This is a genomic window from Stenotrophomonas sp. FW305-C-20-S1 (genome assembly GCF_058783335.1).
Window position 1 is genome coordinate 42,796 of record NZ_JBYTEK010000008.1, and the last position, 19,913, is coordinate 62,708.

A 19,913-nucleotide genomic window follows, 5' to 3' on the forward strand; every position below is an offset into this window, starting at 1 on the left:
GAAGGACGGGTGGCTCAAGCGCCGAGACTGCGCGCGGTATTGATGATGTTGATGTCGTTGAAACGGGTGGTGGACGAACCGTGCGAGACCGCCGACACCTGGCCGGGCTGGCCCTTGCCGTCGAAGAACGAACCGCCAAGGCGGAAGTCGCGTTCATCGCAGATGGCGGTGCAGGCGTTCCAGAACTCCGGCGTGCGGATCTGGTAGGCCGCATCCTCGACCATGCCGGTGATCTTTCCGTTCCTGATCTGGTAGTACAGCTGGCCGCCAAACTGCGCGTTGTAGCGCTGCTGGTCGATGGAATAGGAGCCACGGCCATGGATGTAGATGCCGTTCTCCACGTCCTTGATCATGTCCTCCACGCTGAGCGGCGTCCTGCCCGGCGCCAGCGAGACATTGGCCATGCGCTGGAACTGCACGCTGGACCACGAGTCGGCATAGCTGCAGCCATGCGAGGCGTCGCGGCCGAGGATGTGCGCCTCATCGCGCGTCGCCTGGTAGTCGACCAGGATGCCGTCGCGCACCAGGTCCCAGCGCTGGGTCTTCACCCCTTCGTCGTCGTAGCCGACCGCGCCGAGGCTGCCCGGCTGGGTCTTGTCGGCGAAGAAGGTGACGATGTCGCTGCCCCAGCGGAAACCAGCATCGCGCTTGTCCAGCGTGGCGAAGCTGGTGCCGGCGTAGTTGGCCTCGTAGCCGAGCACGCGGTCCAGTTCCAGCGGGTGGCCGACGTTCTCGTGGATGGTGAGGAACAGGTTGGACGGATCCAGCACCAGGTCGTACTTGCCGGGCTTCACCGAGGGCGCCTTCAGCTTCTCGCGCGCCTGGCGGGCGGCGGCGATGGCGTCCTCGACCGGGTCATAGGAATCACGGTACGCAGTGATGCCACCGGGCAGCTGCACCTTGCCGCGTGCATCGCCATCAAGGAACTCGTAGCCCATGCCCATCGGCGAGGACAGGCCGGCGCGGGTGCGGAACTTGCCGCTGGCCTTGTCGATGGCGGTGGCGGTGAACGGCAGCCAGATACGGTGGATGTCCTGGTCGATGAACGAGCCGTCGCTGGAAGCGAAGTACTTCTGCTCGTTGACCAGGAACAGGGTGGAATTGATGTAGTCGGCACCCGCATTCAGTGCGGCCGCATTGAGCGCCAGCAGCAGCTCGACCTTGTCCTGGATCGGCACTTCCATCGCATTGCGGCGGATGGGTGTCTGCCAACGCACCTCGCCGACGGCCGGGGTGGGCGCCAGCTGCACCGGGCGGGACTGGATGCTGGCATTGGCGCGGGCGATGGCGGTGGCCTGTTCGACGGCGGTGCGCACCGCCGCTTCGGTCTGCTGGTGGGTGGCGGCGAAACCCCACGCACCGTTGACGATCACCCGCACGCCCACACCGGACGATTCGCGGTTGGTCACGTTGCCGACCTGGTGCTCGCGGGTGATCACCGACTGGTTGAGGTAGCGCCCGATGCGCACGTCGCAGTAGCTGGCCTTGGCCGAACGCGCGGCAGCGAGGGCGACCTCGGCCAGGCGCCGGCGCTTGGCCGGGTCGACCGGGGCCAGCAACTGCTCGGCGGCGATCAGCCGCGAATGCGGCAGGGCCAGGCCCGCCAGGCCCAGAGCGGAAAATGCCAGGAACTCACGTCGTTGCACAGCGTCTCTCTCTCACTTCCGTGCGGCCGGCAAAAGACCGATCCGATCACGTCAACTCCTCGACTTTCGCCAGCGGCGGACATTCGGGCAAGTGACTGCAGTCATGGTCGGGGAGGGTTTCGGCAGGGCTTGCAGCCCTGCACCTGCGGTAGTGCCGGCCGCTGGCCGGCAACCTCAGCAGCAACGTCAACGTCAAAAGCGGGCTCTCCGTGGGATGGTGGGGCGGTGTGGGGTGGCAGGACACGCCGTAAACCCGTCCATGGGGGCTCGATGGCGCCATCCATGGCGCCAACGGTCCTGCCACCCCACACCACCCCACCTCTGACAGATCTCCGTGGCTGTTGGTAGGTGTCGACCTTGGTCGACACATCTGTCAGGTATCGAAATAAATCTGGGGTCAGATCCGTTTTCCGCAGGAAAACGGATCTGACCCCAAGAGCCGTTCCAGCAGATCGCGGAGAACTGTCGAAGGCGGGATGGGTCCGGTGGCGGGGGTGTCCGCGGCATGGATGCCGCGGCCAAGCCCCCAAGGGTGAGGGCGCTTTGCTTGCGAAGCACTGCTTCGCAAGCGCCCGAACGTACAGCCGCCAGCGGCTGGGCCGGTCTGGGGGTTTACGGCGTCCCCCGCCACCGGACCCCCCCCGCCATCCCGCAGGAGCCAGCTTCTGCTGTTGCTCGGGCAGTTGCCGCGGCCTCTGCAGGTGCAGGGCGCAGCCCTGCCGAGCAATACCCCCCTCGTGCACAATGAAGCCGACCCCGCCTGGACGCCGTCTCGATGTCGAGCAAGCCGTATTCAGAAGCCTGCGAACGCAACCGCGAACCGATCGCCGCTGCGCTCGACCCGTGGATGGGAGATCGCCACCGGGTGCTGGAGATCGGTAGCGGCACCGGCCAGCATGCTGCTTTCTTCACCGAGCGCTGGCCATGGCTGCGCTGGCAGCCCAGCGACCATCCGGATCATCTGCCCGGCATCGAGTCCTGGCGCGCGGAGGCGGCGCTGCTGAACCTGCTGCCACCGGTGGCGCTGCAGGTGGAACTGCCGCCAGCGCCCGGCCTGAGCTTGCCGGAAGGCAGCACGTTCGACGCTGCATTCAGTGCCAATACCCTGCACATCATGAGCTGGGAGCACGTGCAGGCGTTGTTTGCCGCACTGCCACCCCTGCTGCGCCACGGCGCGTTGCTGGCGGTGTACGGCCCGTTCAACTACGGCGGTCGCTACACCAGCGACAGCAATGCGCAGTTCGATGCGTGGCTGAAGGCGCGTGATCCGCGCAGCGGCATCCGCGATAGCGAAGCGGTGCAGGCACTGGCCGCCGACAACGGCTTTACCCGCCTGGGGGATGTGGCGATGCCGTCCAACAACCGTCTGCTGCTGTGGCGGTTGGGGTGATCAGGCGTCGGGTTGTTCAAACTGCCGCAGGCAGCGCTGACAGCTCATATCGATGGCATCGAGCAAGCGGTTCAGTACCGGGTGACAAATCCCCTCCGCGTGGAGTTCCGCATGTAACTGTCGCGCGAGCGTGGGAAGTTGGCTGGCCATGTCGAACAATCCAGACAGTGCCTTGTCTGCATCAAGTCTCATTGCCTCAGCGGTAGACCGCCAATCCATCAAGCGGACGTCCCACCAGCGGTAGTGGCTGCCAATCTTCATCGCCATCTTGATCTTGCGGTGCTCAAGTTCGGTGTAGGGCAGGGCACTGGAGATATCGTACAGAGGGGCAAGGCGGGCCCTTCCCTGGGCGCCTATCAGCAGCGAATAATTCTTCGCGTGCGCATCCGTGCCGCCGATGAGGTAGTTGAATTGCAGTGCCTGCAGCAGTGCCTCGACATCCGAGCGCGGTTGACTGGAGTGATCCCATAGCGCTCGTGCAAGATCGGCAGGACCGGGTCCACCCTGATTCTGATACTTGATTTGGGGCATCACGCCCAGAGCCTGGCAGAAGTCTTCCTGGTGTACACGCTGCCATCCAGCCGCCGTACGTATGCGGTCGTATCGCCTTACGGAGATTGCCTGTGCGTCTTCCACGCAGATCATTTCAGCAAACGCGGCGGACATGCCAACGTGTCTGGCCAGACGTAGGCAGAACACCTCATTCTCGATGAATCCGTCGTAGTCGCCGCTGGGTGGCTTGAGGATATGGGTCGTTGGAATACGACCGGCGGGAATCTCCCAGCCCCCGTCGTCGCGCTGTAACAGGGCGATCTTGGCTTGCGCCCCGGCCAGGCTGAACTGTCCGACATCATCGAGTCGCCGTGCTGCGGCTTGGTCCACACGTACACGCTGCAGGCGTTGGGCGATTTCATGCGTGGACAGTGGCTCCTGCCTGTCGCTCTCGCCCGAAAGGACGGCCGCGAGCCGTTCACTTCTCACAAACTGGACGGCTCCCGCGCAGTCCTCACCCACGTGGGAGAGCAATGCGACCGGATTGCGGGCTGATACATGGAATCGCGAGGCCCATCGTTGCAGCAGTACCTCGTTGTCCGGAAGCAGTCCCCACAGCACCGCCGATAGCGTTGCGCTGGGCGCACTGTCCTGCGCCAACGGAAGTGCGAGAGACAAGGGATAGGCCCCCGGCGTCTGGCGCCAACTGTCCGCGTAACGGAACGTTGGATGCCCATGTGCATCCTGCCCAAGGTATCCAGCCACTCTGTTGGAAAGGAGTACGTTGAGGTCCATGCCGGAAGCGCGGTTTCCAGGGAGAAGAGGTTCTCAGAGATCCTTGCTGCGGTTACGACCATCGATCGGCACACCTGCCTTGCGACGTTCATCCGGGTACAGCCGGTTGCCATCCACGATAGTGTCGATATCGGGCAGCACTAGAGGCATTTCCGACGAATCAGCAACGGATGACTCGCCCTCGACGTTACCGACGGTCAGTACCAAGCCGAGTACATTCAGTGTCCGCAGTACAAGTTGCAGTTCGGCCCGGGGTTTGCCCTTCTCCATTTCGATGACCCACTGCCGGCTCACTCCCACGCGTTCGGCCAACTGCGCCTGATCCCAGCGGAGTGTCTTGCGACGTTGGCGGATGACCACGCCCAGGTCTCGGGAAGTTCGGAGGACGTCCATTCCGCGAATGTATGCGCTCGACGACATCCAGGCAATAGTCGCCGTTCGATGACATTTCGTCGAATGTAATCGAACGGCGACTATTTACAAAATGTCAGCGTTCGTTGTCATGAAGCGACGGTATGCGTGGGGCAGGCAGAGGCCGGCCAGCGGCCGGCACTCCCTTCAAGCCACCTGCACGATATGCAGCGCCTTCGGGTTGCGCCACTGCGCCAGCAGCACTGCTTCGCGGGCCTTGGCCTTCTCGAAGTGCGCTTCCTTGACGTGGCCGAAGCCGCGGATGTGCTCGGGCACGCTGGCAATCTCCACCGCCAGTGCCAGGCGGTCGTCATCCAGTCCGTCGATCAGCTGCTGCACAGTCGCCTCGTAATCGGTGATCAGCTGGCGCTCCATGCGACGCTCTTCGGTGCGGCCGAACACATCCAGGCGACCACCGCGCAGGAACTTCAGCTTCGCCAGCAGGCCGAACGCCTTGAACATCCACGGGCCGTATTCCTTCTTCTGCAGCCGGCCCTGTTCGTCCTTCCTGGCGAACAGCGGCGGTGCCAGATGGAAACGCAGCTGGTAATCGCCTTCGAACTGCTGCTGCAGGCGCCGCTGGAAATCGCCGCTGGTGTACAGACGCGCCACTTCGTACTCGTCCTTGTACGCCATCAGCTTGAACAGGTAGCGGGCCACGGTTTCGGTCAACGCGGTGGAGCCGCCGATGCGCTCGGCTTCGGCCGCGCGTACGCGCTCGACCAGGCTGCGGTAGCGGTTGGCGTAGGCGGCATCCTGGTAGTCGGTCAGGAAGGCCGAGCGGCGCTCGATCATCTCGTCCAGCGAGCGCGACAGGCGCGCGTCGTCCAGCGGCAGGAAGGCGACATCACCACCGTGCGTCGGCAGTCCACGCAGCTCGCGCTCGTCACCGGTGTTGCGCGGTGCGGCGGTAGCGCCCCATTCGTTGCCTTCCCATTCGCCCGGCGGCAGCGCATGCAGCGGCCCGGGCGTGTTCTCGGTGTCGGTGTGGCGGTTGCGCACCAGGCCGGCGGCTTGCTGCACGGCCTGCGGATCGACCGCGGCCAGGCGGCCCCAGGCGAAGGCCTGCTGGTTCATCGCCACGGCCGCGCCGTTGAGTTCAATGGCGCGCATCAGCGACTCGAACGACAGCGGCACCAGGCCCTGCTGCCAGGCGTAGCCGAGGATGAACAGATTGGCGGCGATCGCATCGCCGAGCAGCGCGGTGGCCAGCTGGGTTGCGTCCAGCAGCAGCGGCTCCTCGCCACCCAGGGCCACGCGCACGCCGGCGATGATGTCGGCGGCGGGGAACTGCATGTCCGGGCGGGTGGTGAAGGTGCCCGGCATCGCTTCGTAGGTATTGAGCACCACCTGCGAACGGCCGGCGCGTACCTTCGACAGCGCCCAGTAGTCGTTGACCACCACCATGTCGCAGCCCAGCACCAGATCGGCTTCACCAGCGGCGATGCGCACCGCATGGATATCGTCCGGGCGGCGGGCGATGCGGATGTGCGTGGTCACCGCGCCACCCTTCTGCGCCAGGCCGGTCTGGTCGAGCACCGAGGCGCCCTTGCCTTCAAGGTGACCGGCCATGCCCAGCAGGGCGCCGATGGTCACCACGCCGGTACCGCCAACGCCGGTGATCAGGATGTTCCAGGGTTGCTCCAGGGTGCCGCGCACCACCGGTGCCGGCAGGTTGTCCAGCAGCGTGGAGGCATCGCGCTTGCTGCCCTTGCGCGGTTGCCCACCGTGCACGGTGACGAAGCTCGGGCAGAAGCCGTTGACGCAGGAATAGTCCTTGTTGCAATTGGACTGGTCGATGTCGCGCTTGCGACCGAACTCGGTCTCCTTCGGCAGCACCGACACGCAGAAACTCTTCTTGCCGCAGTCGCCGCAGCCTTCGCAGACCAGCGAATTGATCATCACCCGCTTGGCCGGGTCTTCCAGCTTGCCGCGCTTGCGGCGGCGGCGCTTCTCGGTGGCGCAGGTCTGTTCGTAGATCAGGATCGAAACCCCCTTCACTTCGCGCAGGCGCTTCTGCACCGCATCCAGCTCGCTGCGGTCGTGGAACTCCACGTCGCTGGGGAAATGCTCGCGCTGGCGCGTCCACTTGGCGATGTTGTCCGACAACACCATGATGGTGTGGATGCCCTCGGCCCGCATCTGCTTTGCGATGTCCGGCACGCTCAACGGGCCGTCCACCGGCTGCCCGCCGGTCATCGCCACCGCGTCGTTGTAGAGGATCTTGTAGGTGATGTTGACGCCGGCGGCGATCGCCTGGCGGATGGCCAGCGAACCGCTATGGAAATAGGTGCCGTCGCCCAGGTTCTGGAACACGTGCTGGGTGTCGGTGAACGCTGCTTGCCCGGCCCACGTCACGCCTTCGCCACCCATGTGGGTGAAGGTGTCGGTGCTGCGGTCCATCCAGGTCACCATGTAATGGCAACCGATGCCGGCCAGCGCACGCGAGCCGTCCGGCACGGTGGTGGAGGTGTTGTGCGGGCAGCCGGAGCAGTAGTGCGGCACGCGCGGGAAGCTGGCGCGCGGCAACGCAAGCTCGGCTTCCTTCTCCTGCATCCACTGCAGGCGCTGCTCGATGGATTCGTTGTTGAAGAACTTCTGGATGCGGCGACCGATCACGCCGGCGATGGTGGCCGGGGTCAGTTCGCCGGTGGACGGCAGGATCCACTCGCCGGCCTCGTCGTACTTGCCGACGATGGACGGGCGCTGGCCCCAGCTGGCCGGCCAGTTGAAGAACTGCTCCTTCATCTGGCGCTCGATGAAGGCACGCTTCTCCTCCACCACGATGATGTCTTCCAGGCCCTGCGCAAAGCGCGCGATGCCTTCCGGTTCCAGCGGCCAGGTCATGCCGACCTTGTACACGCGGATGCCGATGTCGGCGCAGGCCTGCTCGTCCAGGCCCAGGTATTCCAGGGCCTGCAGCACGTCCAGGTAGCTCTTGCCGGTGGTGACGATGCCCAGCCGCGCACGCGGCGCGTCCATCACCACCTTGTCGATGCCGTTGGCACGCGCGAAGGCCTGCGCGGCTTTCACCGCATAGCGGTGCAGGCGCATCTCCTGGTCCAGCGGCGGATCGGGCCAGCGGATGTTGAGGCCGCCGGCGGGCATGTCGAAGTCCTCCGGCAGCACGATGCGCCGGGCCAGCGGATCAACCTCGACCGAGGCCGACGATTCCACCGTCTCGGCGATCGTCTTGAAGCCGACCCAACGCCCGGTGTAACGGCTCATCGCCCAGCCGAGCAGGCCCATGTCGAGGATGTCCTGCACGCCGGCCGGGTTCAGCACCGGCATCATCGCGCTGACGAATTCGTCCTCGCTGCCATGCGGCAGCGTCGAGCTGCGGCAGGCATGGTCATCGGCAGCCAGTGCCAGCACACCGCCATGGCGCGACGTGCCGGCGGCATTGGCGTGCTTGAACACGTCGCCGCAGCGGTCCACGCCCGGGCCCTTGCCGTACCACATGCCGAACACGCCCTGCACGTTGGCACCGGGGAACAGGTTGGTCTGCTGGGTACCCCACACCATGGTGGCGCCCAGGTCCTCGTTGAGGCCCGGGGTGAACTTCACCTTGGCCGTTTCCAGGTGCTTGCGCGCGCGCCACAGTTCCAGGTCGAAGCCGCCCAGCGGGCTGCCGCGATAGCCACTGATGAAACCGGCGCTGTCGATGCCCGCAGCTTCGTCGCGCAGGCGCTGCATCAGCGGCAGCCGCACCAGCGCCTGCACGCCACTCAGGTAGATCCGCCCTTCGTTGCGGGTGTACTTGTGGTCGAGCGTGTAATCACGGTCGAGCAGGTCGGCGGAAGCGGGCGAGGTGAGTTGCGCGGTACTGGTCATGGCTGGCCTGTCAGGATCGGCTGGCACCGGCCGCGCAGGTGCACGCGGCGGGAAAGGCGCGAATTGTAACAGTGGGGGGCCAGGGCCCCCGGCACTCGCGCCGGGGCCGTGCTGGGGTTAGGATCGGGGAGAGAGAGGGAGGGTTGGTGTTTCAACCTTGGGGGAATTGGGATGTCAGTTGCAGGACAGTTCCTGGCCGGCGTGTTGCTGGTTTCGGGAGCGGCCACTGTGTGGGCCGCGCCGGCATTGCCGGCACCGCAGGAGTTCTATTTCGACAGCGACGCCGCTGCCGCGCCGATCACGGTGGTGCAGGGTGAAGGCGAAGACCTGGTGGCACAGCTGCTGAAGCATCGCGAGCGTGGCCGCAAGGGGTTGGAAGCCACGGCGCAGCTGGCGTCGGTGGCCATCGCGCAGGGGCGCGCGGAACTGGGCGACAAGCTCTATCGCGAGGCATTGGCCGAGGCGCCGGTGCAGAGCGCGCTGGGCCGCAGCGTACGCTGGAACTATGGCTGGGACCTGTTGCGGCAGGGCCAGGCGCTGGCCGCGCTGGAACAGTGGCAGGCAGCTGCCAGCACCCTGCGCAGCAATCCGGGCTGGGTACCGCCGAGCTATGCGTTGGCGCTGTGGCGCGCCGGCCAGCAGCAGGAGGCAGTGAAGTGGTATGCCGCCGCCGTACGGACCGAGCCGGGGCAATGGCGCGACAGCAGCCATTACGCGCAGCTGTTGCCGCAATGGCGCGACGACGAACGCGCGACGTTGGCCGAAGTACAGCAGGCCTGGGCGGCCGCACCTCCAGCCTGGCCCTGAGGTTGGGGATTCGGCCGGGTTGCGCCCGGCACCCGCAGAGGCCAGAGCCACAGCAAAAGCGGGTTTGCTGAGGGATGGCGGGGTGGTGTGGACAGGCGGGACACGCCGTAAACCCATCCCTGGGGGCTCGATGGCGCCATCCATGGCGCCAACGGTCCTGCCTGCCCACGCCACCCCACCTCTGACAGATCCCCGCTGCTGTTGGTAGGTGTCGACCTTGGTCGACACGTAGATCCACGCCATGCGTGGATGAATCTGCATCGGAGTCGAATGATCGATATCTGATCGAAATGCAGCCGAGGGTGGGCTCGTCGCTACAAAAAGCGGCCAGCCAACCGCTTTTGCTTTTGCTCTTCTTTTTTCTTTTCCGTGGCTGATCGCCCCCGGAAACTGTCAGAGGTCGGGCGGGGTGGGTTCGCGGGGGTGTCCGCGGCATGGATGCCGCGGCCAAGCCTCCAGGGACGGATTCACGGCGTCCCCCGCGAATCCACCCCGCCCGACCAAGCGCGGCTTTTGATTCTTGCGGCCAACCAGCAGCCACGAGGGGCTGCGCCGTTCGCAGGAAACCCTCAGTCGTCCGCGGCCACCGTGCGCCCCGACGCCCACTCCCGCAATGCCGCCACCTGCTCGGCCATCAGCACCGACAACGGCCGTGTCGTGCGGATCTCGCCCATCAGCAGCTCGGTATCCAGTGGCCGGCCTTCGGCATGCGCCGAATACAGCCCGGCCACGATCGCCTGCTCGATTTCCGCACCGGAAAACCCGTTGGCCGCTGCGGCCAGTGCCGGCAGCGCGAAGTCGTCGGCATTGAGCTGGCGCCGTCCCAGGTGCAGCCGCAGCAGTTCCACGCGCACATCGGCCGAGGGCAGGTCGACGAAGAAGATCTCGTCGAAGCGGCCCTTGCGCAGCAGCTCGGCCGGCACCTCGTGCACCTGGTTGGCGGTGGCCACGATGAACACCGGCGCCTTGCGCTCGGCCATCCAGGTCAGCAGGTAGCCGAGCACGCGGCGCGACACGCCGCCATCCTCGGTGCCGGTGGCCAGGCCCTTTTCGATCTCATCCATCCACAGCACGCACGGCGCCAGCTGCTCGGCCGAGGCCAGTGCCTGGCGCAGGTTGGCTTCGGTCTCGCCGTGGTACTTGTTGTACAGCGCGCCCACGTCCAGGCGCAGCAGCGGCACGCCGAAGCCGGCGGCGGTGGCCTTGGCCAGCATCGACTTGCCGCAGCCCTGCACGCCCAGCAGCAGCATGCCGCGCGGCGGGTCCAGCCCGGCCGGTGCCGAGCCGGCGATGAAAGCGACGCGACGCTGGTTGATCCAGCGCTTGAGCCGGTTGGCGCCGGCCACATCGCCGAAGCGCGCGCTGTCATGTTCAAAGAACAGGTGGCCGCTGCGGTTGAGCAGCTCGAACTTCAGCCGCGCCAACTGTGGCAGGTCGTCGTCGCGCAGCGCGCCATCGGCATAGATCAGCTGCCGCGCGATGCGCCGCGCATCGACCAGACTCAGGCCCTGCAGGTTCTTCAGGATCTTCTTGACCGCTTCGCTGTCCACTTCCACCCGGCGCCCGCCGTGTTCGCGTGCATAGGCATCGGCTTCCTCGCGCAGCATCTTCAACAGCGCATTGGCGTCGGGCAGGCGCGGGTTGAAGCGCACCGCCAGGGCTTCCAGTTCGGCGGGCAGTTCCACCTTGGCGCCGATCAGCACCAGCACGTGCGGTTCGCTGTGGCGGCGCTGGATCAGGTCGCGCAGGGCACGCTGGTGGCTGGCGTAGCCCAGGTAGGGGTGGAAATCGAGCAGCAGGTACACGCCGCGCTGGTCGGCCTGGCGGATCATCTGCAATGCGGCGCTGGCATCGGGCGGACCGACCGGCTCGTCCTCGCGCTCCAGGTCGATGCGACGCAGGCCCTCGGTGATCGACCAGCGGTGCAGGGCCCGCCAGACATGCATCAGCGTCTGCCGGAACAGCTCGACGATGCGACCCTCATCCTGGGTCTCGACCACGATCAACGGCGTGTTGGCGCGGATCAGTGCGCTCAGGTCCTGCAGTTCGCTCATGGCGGTTCGATCCTTCGGGGGCGCCACGATAGCAAAGGCCGGGGGCACTGGTTCAGCACGGCTCTACCTTCCGTCACCATCGGCGGTGTACGCTCGGGGCACGTACCCGGAAGCGAGGCTGGCATGAAGACGATCCTGGTGGCCGGTTCCAAAGGCGGGGTGGGCAAGACCACCATCGCCACCCACCTGGCCGCGTACGCGGCATTGCAAGGCAAGGCCACGGTGATCGCCGATGCCGACCCGCAGGGCTCCAGCACCCGCTGGGCACAGCGCCGGGCCGGGCTGGAAAGCGCGGTGCTGCCGATCGACGTGTACCGCAAGAAGCAATGGGCGCAGAAGCTGCCCGACGGTACCGATACCGTGGTGATCGATGCACCGGCCGGCGCGCTGGCCGACGATATCCCGCATTTCCTCGACGCTGCCGATGCCGTGATGGTGCCGGTGCTGCCCTCGGCACTGGACATCGAAGCCATCGTCGGCTTCCTCAACAGCCTGGCCCAGGTACCGCGCGTGCACAGCCGCAAGCTGCCGGTCGGGCTGGTGCTGAACCGCACCAAGCCCTGGACCCAGACCTCGCAGCAGGCCCTGCAGATGTTGGCTGACTGGCCCTATCCGGTGGTCGCCCAGCTGCGCGACAGCCAGAGCTATGTGGTCATGACCGGCCTGGGCCGCAGTCTTTTCGATTACCGCTCCGCCCAGGTGCGCGAGCACCAGGCCGACTGGGAACCCCTGTTGTCCTGGCTGAAGCTGTAACAGCCGTAGGTCTCCATCCCTTCCTTGGAATCCCGCAATGCGCGAACTGATCCTGCTCCGCCACGCCCACGCCGAACCGGCCACCACCGGCCAGGCCGACCTCGACCGGCCGTTGTCGCCGGTGGGGCTCGCTGAAGCCGAAGCCGCCGGCAAGTGGCTGAAGGAGAACAACCTGCTGCCGGACTGCGTGCTGTGTTCACCTTCGCGGCGGACCCGCGAAACCCTGGAAGCGGTGATGGCAGCCATCGGCTATGTCGAAAAGCGCCTGGAAGACCGCATCTACGAGGCCACCCCCGGCACCCTGGCCGCGCTGGTGGACGAGCGCCGTGACCTGGACCGGGTGCTGATCGTCGGCCACAACCCCGGGCTGGAGCAGCTGGTGGCGCTGATGACCGATGGCACCAGCAGTGATTACCGTGGCATGCCGCCGGGCGGCGTGGCCGTGCTCGGGTTCGCCCGCGAGGCGACGATCGAGCCGGGCGTGGCCAGCCTGAACGCCTTCTGGTGGCCGTGAGCCGATGAGGTTGGCGTTGCCGGGCCGCTGCCTGCTGCCAGTCGTTCTGGCGATCGGCCCGGCCTGGGCTGCCGCACCGCCACCGACCGCGCTGCCGGCGGTCGTGGCCGAACCGCCGCGTACGCTGCAGCTGGATGTGGTGCGCTCGCAGATCGGTTTCGAAGTCCGCACCCGCTTCGGCCAGCGCATCGAGGGCGTGTTCCCCCGTTTCGAGGGGCGTATCGAGGTGCTGTCCGATGGCCGCCACCAGGTCCACCTGAAGATGTTCACCCGCACCGTGGAGATTCCCGGCAAGGACCGCTATACCGGCTGGATGCGCGGCCCCGAGTTCTTCGACGCCGGTCGTTACCCGTTCGTGGAGTTCGACTCGCTGCCGTACTGGCCGGAGACGGTTGCCGAGGGCGGCGGTATCGACGGCCGGTTGACCCTGCGCGGGGTCAGCCATCCGGAGACGCTCAAGGTCGAGAAAGCGGAATGTGCCCGACCCGGCTATGATTGCGACGTCGTCAGCCGCGGTACCGTGCAACGAGGTCGGTATGGCATGGACAGCTGGCAGCTTGCCTTGAGTGACCGAGTGACTTTCGTATTGCGTGCGCGCCTCAGCGAGGCGCCGAAACCGTGAATCCTTTGCTGCGTGTATTGGCGCTGGCAACCGTGTTGCTGGGCAGCGGCTGCGCGTCGCTGTCGCATGCCCAGCGTGATCGCGCCGAGGCGATTGCCGTGCAGGCGCGCTCGACCCAGGTCGATTGCCAGCAGGCCGACCGCTGCGCGCTGGATTCGCCCCTGCGGGCACTGGCCGGCCGGGCGTTCAGCGAATCGACCCCGGACCAGCCGCGGCACTACGCCACCCTGCTGGACGAGGGCGAAGGTGCGCTGGTCGCGCGCCTGAACCTGCTGCGCAGCGCCACCCGCAGCATCGACCTGCAGACCTACATCTTCGACAAGGACGACAGCGCCCGCCTGGTCATCGACGAGCTGCTGGCGGCGTCGCGGCGCGGGGTGAAGGTGCGGCTGCTGATCGACCAGCTTTCGGCGATCTCCGACCTGCAGATCCTCGGCGCACTGGCCGGTGCCCACGAGAACTTCCAGCTGCGGGTCTACAACCCGACCTTCGGCAAGGCCCGTCTGAACTACTTCGACTATGCCGGCAGCGTGCTGTGCTGCTTCCGCCGCTTCAACCAGCGCATGCACAACAAGCTGCTGGTGGTTGACGATGCGATCGGCGTGGTCGGTGGGCGCAACTACCAGGACGACTATTACGACTGGGACCGCGAATACAACTTCCGCGACCGTGACGTGCTGATCGCCGGCCCCGAAGCACGCGCGATGGCGGCCAACTTCGATGCCTTCTGGCGCGCGCAGCGCAGCGTGCCGGCCGAGCGCCTGAACGATGTCGGCCGTACCCTGCTCAAGCAGGGCGTGCCGCTGCTGCCGCCGGCGCAGTTCCGCAGGCCCGAGCGGGTGGAGCGGGTCAGCGAGGAAGCCAACGACGTCGCCTTCGTCACCCGTTCGTTCGTGGATACCGCCCTGCCGGTCGCCTCGGTGCGCTATGTGGCCGATCTGCCGCGCAAGCATCGGCGTGAGCGCGCCGACGCCCCACTGGCCGGGCAGCATGTCACCGAGCCGCAGCTGGACGCACTGATCTCCAGTGCGCAGCACGAAGTGATCCTGCAGACGCCCTACCTGGTGCTGTCAAAGCCGGCACAGAAACTGTTCCGCGAGCTGCGCAAGCGCCCGCAGCCGCCGCGCGTGGTGGTATCCAGCAACAGCCTGGCCGCCACCGACAACCCGATCGTGTATGCGCTGTCCTACAAGTACAAGCGGCGCAACATGCGCGAGCTGGGCTTCAACATCTTCGAATTCAAGCCGTTCCCGCTGGATGCCCCGGTCGATTACCGCAACCTGCTGCCCGACCCGATCGCAGCGCCGGGCAGCGATACCGGCCGCAATCCGCTGCTCGGTGGCAGCGCGGCGGGCAGCAATGCCGGTGGCGGTAGTGGTGGTGATGCGGTGGCCGCTGCGGATGTGGACGACCGGCCGGCACGGGTGATCCATCCGCGTACCGGCAGTGCGTATGAGAATGCCCGTGCGCGCCGGCGTGCTGCCGGCAGCGAAGTCGAGACCCGCCTGCTGCGTACCGAAACGCGCCCCTCGTTCCTGGGCAGCAAGGCGGTCAACAAGCCGCTGCCGGTCACCCGCAAGGGCGCGCGCATGGGCTTGCATGCGAAGTCGCTGGTGGTCGACCGCCGCATCGGCGTGGTCGGCACCCACAACTTCGATCCGCGCAGCGAGAACTACAACACCGAAGGCGCGGTGATCATCGACGATCCGGCCTTCGCCGAGCAGCTGGCCCAGAGCATCCTGCGCGATACCCACCCGCAGAACTCCTGGACGGTGGCGCCGCGTGCCAAGCCGCCGGTCCTGTCCGGCCTGAACTACAGCGTCGGCAAGGCCTCCGAGGCGCTGCCGATCCTCGACTTCTGGCCGTGGCGCTACGCCACCGACTACGAGTTCAAGCCCGGCCCGGACTGCCCGCAGCCACTGCCGCGGCAGAGCGCCGATTTCCACCGCTGCTATGTCGCGGTGGGCGACTTCCCCGAGGTCAATGTCGGGCCGAAGTGGCTGCTGGTGCGCATGCTGACCGCATTCGGCGCCGGCCTCGTTCCCATCCTCTGAAGGTAGCCGCATGACCCAGGTATTCCGCGAAGCCGTTTCCATCGAGCAGCTCAACGCACTCAGCCGCAATACCGCCATCGATACCCTCGGCATCGTCTTCAGCGCCGCTGGCGAGGACTGGCTGCAGGCGACCATGCCGGTGGATGAGCGCACCCGCCAGCCGTACGGCATCCTGCACGGTGGCGCCTCGGTGGTGCTGGCCGAAACCCTCGGCAGCAGCGCCGGCAACCTCTGCGTGGATACCGCCAAGCAGGTCTGCGTGGGCCTGGAGATCAACGCCAACCACGTACGCGCCGTGCGTTCGGGTACGGTCACCGGCACCGCGCGCGCGGTGCACGTGGGCCGCAGCACCCAGCTGTGGGAAATCCGCATCGAGGACGAGCAGGGCCGGCTGGTCTGCATCTCGCGGCTGACCCTAGCCGTGGTGGCGGCCGGGCACGGTTGAGCCGTCGCGGCATCGGTGACGGCGGCGGAACCCAGCGTTCCCCACCGATGGCCGCCGTCAATGAGACTTATGGCCGAATTCGGCTGGCAGCGATGGCAGCCCTCCGGTATCGTGCGTGGATGACTTCCCCCACTCCGGCCCCCCGCGGCGGCGTGGCGCGTGTGTGCCGTTACCTGTACCGCGTACCGCTGCTGTTGGTCCACATCTCCGTGTTCCTGCCGCTGATCCTGATCGGCATGCTTCCGCCATGGGGCGAGCTGCGCGTGGGCGATGCTACCTTCGGCGCCAAGGTAGTGAATTGGTGGCAGGGCGGCCTGATGTGGATCTTCGGCTTCCGCCTGTCGCGCGTCGGCCAGCCGCTGCCGGGCGCAGTGCTGTTCGTCGCCAACCATGTCAGCTGGGTCGATATCTCCATCCTGCACAGCCAGCGCATGATGGGCTTTGTCGCCAAGCGCGAGATCGCCAGCTGGCCGGTGGTCGGTTGGCTTGCCGCGCGCGGCCAGACCATTTTCCACCAGCGTGGCAACACCGAATCGCTCGGTGGGGTGATGCAGGTGATGGCCGACCGCCTGCGCGCCGGCAAGGCGGTAGGCGTGTTCCCGGAAGGGCGTACCCGCGGCGGCCACGACGTTGGCCCGTTCCATGCGCGCATCTTCCAGGCCGCCGTCGAAACCAGCGTGCCGGTGCAGCCGGTGGCGCTGATCTACGGCGTGCGCGGGGATGCACAGACCATCGTGGCCTTCGGCCCGGGCGAGAGTTTCTTCGCCAATTTCCTGCGCCTGCTCGGTGAGCCGGCGCGGCATACCGAAGTGCATTTCCTGGAGCCGATCGGCACCCAGGACCTGGAAGGCCGTCGGCGCATCGCGGAAACCTCGCGCGCGCGCATCGTGGCGGCCATGAGCGGGGATTGAGGCGAGGGTGGCCGTGTCTCCGCCACCGACCCTCGACGCTGATGCGCCGATGCTCACCGCGTCCGACTATCAGCCGCCGCGCTGGCTGCGCAATCCGCACCTGCAGTCGATGCTCAGCTCCAGCCGCATGCGCCTGCAGCGCGGCCTGCTGCTGCTGGCCGCCACCGGCGCGGTCAGCGAGGAGCTGATCCTCGATGGTGGCGAAGGTGTGCGGCTGCAGGGCTGGCACAGCCATGTCGAAGGACGCGAACCGCGCGGCATCGCCCTGCTGCTGCACGGCTGGGAAGGCAGCGCCGAATCCAGCTACATGCGCATGGCCGCTGCCCGCATGCTGGAGCAGGGGTTCGACGTGGTGCGGCTGAATTTCCGCGACCACGGCAACACCCATCACCTCAATCCCGGCATCTTCCACTCCAACCTCATCGACGAAGTGGTGCACGCCGCAGGCGATGTCGCCCAGCGCTGGCCCGATCTGCCGCTGGTTGCAGCCGGCTATTCGCTGGGTGGCAACTTCGTGCTGCGGCTGGCCCTGCGCGCACCGGCCGCCGGTGTACCGCTGCAGCACGTGGCCGCGGTCTGCCCGGTGCTCGACCCCGGGCTGACCATGGAGAACATCGAGAACGGCCCGGCGATGTACGACTGGTACTTCCGCCGCAAGTGGGCCGGCTCGCTGCGGCGCAAGCGCGATCTGTTCCCCGAACTGAGCGACTGCGACGACCGTGTGCTGAACATGGACATCCGTTCGCTGACCGCCTGGCTGGTCGAGCGGCACACCACGTTCGGTTCGTTGCAGGCCTATTTCGATGGCTACTCCATCGCCGGCGACCGCCTGTCCACGCTGCAGGTACCTGCTGACATCCTGATGGCGCAGGACGATCCGGTGATCCCCTACGCGACCTTCCGCGATTGGCAGCTGCCGCAGCAGGCGCGGCTGGAAACCGCCTGCTGGGGCGGCCACTGTGGCTTCCTGGAAAACTGGCGCGGCGATGGGTTCTCCGAGCGCTGGGTCGCACAGCGCCTGCGGCGGGTCCTGCCGGGCTGAACCGGCACCGGCACCGGCGCGCGGCCCGCTACAATGCCGGTTTGACCTTGAACCGGACGGCCATGCAAGACCAGATCCTCCAAGCGTTGCGCCAGAACGATGCCGGCCAGGCCGTGCAGCTGGCCCAGGCGTGGACCCGTGACGAACCCGGCAAGGCCGAGGCCCACCGCTGGCTGGCGCTTGCGCTGCAGCAGCAGGGCCAGGCCGAGGCCGCGATGGAGGCGCTGCAGCAGGCGCTGCAGCTGGCCCCCGATGATGCGCAGCTGCACCTGCAGCACGCCGGCCTGCTGCTGGCACTGCGCCAATTCGACGGTGCCGATGAAGCCCTGCTGCGCACCACCGGGCTGGACCCCAACGCCTTCCCGGCTTACCTGATGCAGGCGCACCTGGCGGTGGGCCGCAATGATTTCGACGAGGCCCAGCGGCTGTCGACCCTGGCCTCGCGGCTGGAGCCGGACCATCCGGAACTGCTGACCATCGATGGCATGGTCGCGCTGCGCCGCGGCGACGCCGACCGTGCGCTGGCCCTGTTGTCGGCGGCCAGCCAGGCGCTGCCGGACGATACCCGCGTGCTGTACGCGCTGGGCTTTGCCTATCTGGGCAAGGACATGCTGGCGTTTGCCGAGCAGGCGTTCCGTCGCGTGCTGGCGTTGAACCCGAAGATGTCCTCGCTGCACGGCATGGTGGTGCAGCTGGCCTTGCGCCAGGGCAACGTGGAGGCCGCCGCCGAGGCAATGCAGCAGGCGCTGCAGGAGCCGGAGCTGGACGTGCCGCCGATGCGCCGCCTGGCCGGCGAACTGGCACTGCGCAGTGGCCAGCCGCTGCAGGCGCTGGAGCACCTGCTGCCGCTGCTGCAATCGCTGCAGGGTGATCGCCAGGTGCTGCAGCTGCTGCTGATGTCCTGGCAGCGCCTGGGCCGCGAAGATGAAGCCCGCACACGCCTGGATGACGCTCTGGAAAGCAATGACCAGCTGCATGACCTGTGGCTGGCACGACTGGCCGTGGAAGACGTCGGCAGTGCCGGCGCCGTAGCCGTCGTGGAGCGCTGGATGGCAGCGATGCCCGGCCACCTGCCGGCGCTGGAAGCGCGCATGCGCCTGCATGACATGGCCGGCGAGCATGAGCAGGGCGAAGCCATCGCCGAGCGCATCACCACCCTGGAACCGGGCCGCGTCAGCGGTGAAAGCCGTCGCGTCGAGGGGCTGCTGCAGCGTGACCCGGCCGCCGCCGTGGAGCGCGTGCACGCCCTGATCGCACAGGCACCGGAGGGACACCGCGCTGATCTGCGGACCTGGCTGGGCGAGATCCAGGATCGCGCCGGGCAGCCGGAAGAAGCGCTGCGTACGTGGATGGCGCTGCAGACCGACCAGGCTTCGCAGCGGCTGCCGTTGCCGCCGCAGGCCAAGGCACCGCCGAGCTGGCCGGAGATGGCCAGCATCGACGAAGCGACGCGCGACAGCGGCTCGGCGCCGATCTTCCTGTGGGGCGCCCCGGGTTCGGGCGTGGAGCGGGTGGCAACCGGCCTGGCCGCTGCCAGCCCGGTGCTGCGCAGTGATCGTTACACCGCCACGCCACCGGACGATGCCTTCCAGAACTACAACACGCTGCAGGACCTGGCGTCGGGCGTGCTGAGCCCGGAACGCCTGGTCGAGCGTTGGCGCGAGCACCTGCCCGCCCGCGGCCTGGAAAGTGACACCGTGATCGACTGGCTGCTGTGGTGGGACAACGCGCTGTTGTGGGCATTGCGCCCGCAGCTGCCGCAGGGTCGCCTGCTGCTGGTGCTGCGCGACCCGCGCGACATGCTGCTGGACTGGATCGCCTATGGTGCCGCCGCTCCGCTGGCGATGACCTCGATGGCCGAAGCCAGCCAGTGGCTGGTGCGTTCGCTGACCCAGATCGCCGCGCTGCACGAGGAAGACCTGTATCCGCACGTGCTGCTGCGCATCGACGACATCGGCAACGATGCGCATGCGATGGCCGACCTGCTGGGCCGCGTGTTCGGGCGTCCGATGCCGCCGGCTGCACAGCTGGGTGCACCGCGCCTGCCTGCCGGCCACTGGCGCAGGTATCGCGACGTGATGGGCGCCGCGTTCGCCCAGCTCACCCCGGTCGCGGTGCGCTTGGGTTACCCGGAAGAGTGAGG

Annotated in this window: 15 protein-coding genes; 10 read left to right on the top strand and 5 right to left on the bottom strand. The window is 67.1% G+C overall.

The genetic code is table 11. The features are described from left to right. Positions 1-14: 14 nt before the first annotated feature. Positions 15-1,646 (bottom strand): TldD/PmbA family protein, encoded by a 1,632-nt coding sequence (locus AC3WTC_RS06200; RefSeq protein WP_492711048.1) that lies wholly within the window; start codon positions 1,644-1,646, stop codon positions 15-17. A 775-nt stretch (positions 1,647-2,421) separates the two neighbouring features. On the opposite strand from AC3WTC_RS06200, the gene AC3WTC_RS06205 reads away from it, so the two are divergent. Then, the gene (locus AC3WTC_RS06205) at positions 2,422-3,036 is read left to right on the top strand and encodes a DUF938 domain-containing protein (protein ID WP_059063132.1); all 615 of its coding nucleotides are present in this window, start codon (positions 2,422-2,424) and stop codon (positions 3,034-3,036) included. Here AC3WTC_RS06205 and AC3WTC_RS06210 read toward each other — a convergent pair whose 3' ends face one another. The 3 genes from AC3WTC_RS06210 to AC3WTC_RS06220 form a co-directional block, all read right to left on the bottom strand. Beyond that, positions 3,037-4,323, bottom strand: coding sequence for a type II toxin-antitoxin system HipA family toxin (locus AC3WTC_RS06210; RefSeq protein WP_025876004.1), 1,287 nt, complete (start codon positions 4,321-4,323; stop codon positions 3,037-3,039). Positions 4,324-4,356: 33 nt separating this feature from the next. Continuing rightward, a complete protein-coding gene (locus AC3WTC_RS06215; RefSeq protein ID WP_223483158.1) occupies positions 4,357-4,716 on the bottom strand; it encodes a helix-turn-helix transcriptional regulator in 360 nt (119 codons plus the stop codon). Between the two features lie 165 nt (positions 4,717-4,881). After that, complete coding sequence (locus AC3WTC_RS06220; RefSeq protein WP_025876000.1) at positions 4,882-8,568, bottom strand: indolepyruvate ferredoxin oxidoreductase family protein; 3,687 nt, start codon at positions 8,566-8,568, stop codon at positions 4,882-4,884. A 171-nt stretch (positions 8,569-8,739) separates the two neighbouring features. On the opposite strand from AC3WTC_RS06220, the gene AC3WTC_RS06225 reads away from it, so the two are divergent. Further along, positions 8,740-9,375, top strand: coding sequence for a tetratricopeptide repeat protein (locus AC3WTC_RS06225; protein ID WP_033832697.1), 636 nt, complete (start codon positions 8,740-8,742; stop codon positions 9,373-9,375). A gap of 569 nt (positions 9,376-9,944) precedes the next feature. On the opposite strand, the gene AC3WTC_RS06230 is transcribed toward AC3WTC_RS06225, so the two are convergent. After that, positions 9,945-11,429 carry an AAA family ATPase gene (locus tag AC3WTC_RS06230; protein WP_492711052.1) on the bottom strand — a complete coding sequence of 495 codons (1,485 nt, stop codon included), beginning with the start codon at positions 11,427-11,429 and terminating at the stop codon, positions 9,945-9,947. Positions 11,430-11,552: 123 nt separating this feature from the next. On the opposite strand from AC3WTC_RS06230, the gene AC3WTC_RS06235 reads away from it, so the two are divergent. From AC3WTC_RS06235 to AC3WTC_RS06270, 8 genes are all read left to right on the top strand, one after another. After that, on the top strand, positions 11,553-12,182 hold the full coding sequence (locus tag AC3WTC_RS06235) for a nucleotide-binding protein (protein ID WP_492711054.1): 630 nt from the start codon (positions 11,553-11,555) through the stop codon (positions 12,180-12,182). 37 nt (positions 12,183-12,219) lie between these two features. Beyond that, on the top strand, positions 12,220-12,696 hold the full coding sequence (locus tag AC3WTC_RS06240) for a SixA phosphatase family protein (RefSeq protein WP_032977995.1): 477 nt from the start codon (positions 12,220-12,222) through the stop codon (positions 12,694-12,696). 4 nt (positions 12,697-12,700) lie between these two features. Then, complete coding sequence (locus AC3WTC_RS06245) at positions 12,701-13,318, top strand: YceI family protein (RefSeq protein ID WP_025875990.1); 618 nt, start codon at positions 12,701-12,703, stop codon at positions 13,316-13,318. Then, on the top strand, positions 13,315-15,372 hold the full coding sequence (locus AC3WTC_RS06250) for a phospholipase D family protein (RefSeq protein ID WP_025875988.1): 2,058 nt from the start codon (positions 13,315-13,317) through the stop codon (positions 15,370-15,372). The genes AC3WTC_RS06245 and AC3WTC_RS06250 overlap by 4 nt, the downstream gene beginning before the upstream one ends. A 10-nt stretch (positions 15,373-15,382) precedes the next feature. Further along, positions 15,383-15,817 carry a hotdog fold thioesterase gene (locus tag AC3WTC_RS06255; RefSeq protein WP_025875986.1) on the top strand — a complete coding sequence of 145 codons (435 nt, stop codon included), beginning with the start codon at positions 15,383-15,385 and terminating at the stop codon, positions 15,815-15,817. 119 nt (positions 15,818-15,936) lie between these two features. Next, positions 15,937-16,728 carry a lysophospholipid acyltransferase family protein gene (locus AC3WTC_RS06260; RefSeq protein WP_492711058.1) on the top strand — a complete coding sequence of 264 codons (792 nt, stop codon included), beginning with the start codon at positions 15,937-15,939 and terminating at the stop codon, positions 16,726-16,728. Between the two features lie 7 nt (positions 16,729-16,735). Next, positions 16,736-17,770, top strand: a complete 1,035-nt coding sequence (locus AC3WTC_RS06265) for a YheT family hydrolase (protein WP_025875982.1) — start codon at positions 16,736-16,738, stop codon at positions 17,768-17,770. A 62-nt stretch (positions 17,771-17,832) separates the two neighbouring features. Next, on the top strand, positions 17,833-19,911 hold the full coding sequence (locus AC3WTC_RS06270) for a tetratricopeptide repeat protein (RefSeq protein ID WP_492711060.1): 2,079 nt from the start codon (positions 17,833-17,835) through the stop codon (positions 19,909-19,911). Positions 19,912-19,913 lie beyond the last annotated feature (2 nt).